This window comes from Allobosea sp. TAB14 (genome assembly GCF_052113865.1).
Taxonomy (GTDB): domain Bacteria; phylum Pseudomonadota; class Alphaproteobacteria; order Rhizobiales; family Beijerinckiaceae; genus Allobosea; species Allobosea spartocytisi.
This window is the reverse complement of sequence record NZ_JBFRDQ010000338.1, coordinates 1-1,986: the sequence shown is the minus strand read 5'-3', so window position 1 is coordinate 1,986 and position 1,986 is coordinate 1. Positions and strand designations below refer to the sequence as shown.

Below are 1,986 nucleotides of genomic sequence, written 5' to 3'. Positions count from 1 at the left end.
TCTCGAAGGTGGGCGCATCTTCGGCGAGGAATTCCGCGGCAGCGGCAACAATGCCTTGCGGGACATCGTGGCTGCGCTCGTCTGGGTCCGGCAGGCCATCGGAGCTTTTGGCGGGGATCCCGGCCGCGTCACGGTCGGAGGCGAGTCGGCCGGGGCCAAGAACGTCGCGGCCCTTCTGGCTGCGCCCTCGGCGGCCGGCCTGTTCCATGCGGCGTTTTCGAGCTCCGGCGGCGGCGACACGGTCCATAGCCGGGAGACGGCGGATGCGGTGGCCGAAAGGGTGCTGGCCCTCGCCGGCGGTTGCGTCCGCGGCCTCCAGGACATTCCGGCCGCCGGCCTCATTGCCCTGCAAGAGCGATTGAGCAGAAACGAGACCCGGCGCCAGCCCTTTCGCCCCGTAGCCGACGGGACATTCCTGCCCCGGTCGCCGCGGCTGCTCTTGCCCCGCCACCCCGTGCCGCTTCTGATCGGGACGGCGCGCGACGAGGCCGCGCCCTTCCTGGGCGAAGCGACGCATGGAGACGGTCATTCGGCGGCGGGCTGGGATGGCCGGCTGCTGGCGCATCTGGGGCCCGAGATCATGGCGGAAGCCGAGAGGCGTGCCTTGCGGATGTGGCCCGGCATGCCTGCACGCGCGCGGCGCCTGCAGCTGCTCACGGCGGAAGAATACGAATTGCCATCGATCCGGCTGGCCGATGCTCATCACGCGGCCGGGCGGCCGACCTGGGTCTATCGTAACGCCAGGCCGCTCGCGGCCGGACCCTTCGCCGGCCAGGCACCCCATGTCGCCGATCTCAGCCTCATCTGGAATCAGCCGGGACCTTACGGCACTGCGGCGGGGCCCGGCGATGATGGCATGCACGAAATGGTCACGGCTTTCATCCATGCCGGCGGCGTCGCCGCCTGGCCGCCATACGATGTCCGAAAGCGGGCGACGCTGGTTTTCGGCGTCGACGGCGCCGAACTCCTGACCGATCCGTCCAAGGATGTTCGCCTTGTCTTCGAAGGCCTGTTCGATCGCTAGCGCGACGGACCGCGGCCCGGCTCAGGCCGGGAAGCAGACCCGCGACTGCGGGCAGAGCGCACCAAGGCAAGAAGCGGACCCGCCTCACATTGCGCTGCGGTCCAGCGCATCGAACGCAACGCCAAGATGGTCCAGGAAGGCTGCACTTGCCGGTGGCAATGTCCGGCCTCTGCGCTTGATCACCGAGATGCTGCGCGCCAGCCGCGGATCGTCGATCGGCGCCGAACGAAGCATCGGCAGCGCTTTGATCTCCATTGCGGTTTCGGGCAGGATCGCGATCCCCATTCCAGCACGGACCATGCCGACGGCCGTGGACATGTAGGTCGCCTCCGCGGCAACCTCCGCCACCAGCCCCTCAGCCGCGATGGCGGCATCGACCACGGCCCGCACGCTGGTCGCCCGCGACATCAGGACGAGCGGGTGGCGTGCCACCGCTGCGAGTGAAGGCGAGGTGCCATCGTCCAGCGCGTGACCCGATGGGAATACGGCATGCATCCGATCGACGCTGCTCAGCATCAGCTCCAGCTCCGCATCCTCGAACGGTCCGCCGGTGATGCCGAGATCGACCTCCTCGGCGAGCGTCAGCGCCGTGACGCCGCTGGCGATGACGTCACGCAGCGCAAAGCCGATCTCGGGGTGTTGCGCGCGGAAGTGTGCGATCACATCCGGCAGCAGGCTTGAGGCGAAGGAAGGCAGGACCGCGATGCGAACCATCCCTCCAGCCATGCGCGCGAGCTGCCGGGTTTTGTCGAGCAGCGCCTCGAGTTCGCGCAGGACGCGCCGCAGTTCCGGCAAGAGCTCGCGGCCCAGGCGTGTCAGCGCGACATTGCGCGTGTTCCGGTCGAAGAGTCGCAGGCCGAGCGCCTCCTCCAGCGCCCGGACTTGAACGGTCAGGGCGGGCTGAGAGAGATTGAGCGCCGCCGCGGCGCGGGTGAAGCTGCCATGCTCCGCCACCGCAATGA

General features: G+C 69.0%; 2 protein-coding genes. One reads left to right on the top strand and one right to left on the bottom strand.

The genetic code is table 11. The annotated features are described in order from the left end of the window. Positions 1–1,024, top strand: a 1,024-nt coding sequence (locus AB4Y99_RS27380) for a carboxylesterase family protein (RefSeq protein ID WP_441525562.1), incomplete at its 5' end; no start/stop codon positions are given. Positions 1,025–1,108: 84 nt separating this feature from the next. On the opposite strand, the gene AB4Y99_RS27375 is transcribed toward AB4Y99_RS27380, so the two are convergent. Then, a partial coding sequence (locus tag AB4Y99_RS27375; protein WP_441525561.1) for a LysR family transcriptional regulator occupies positions 1,109–1,986 on the bottom strand: 878 nt, incomplete at its 5' end.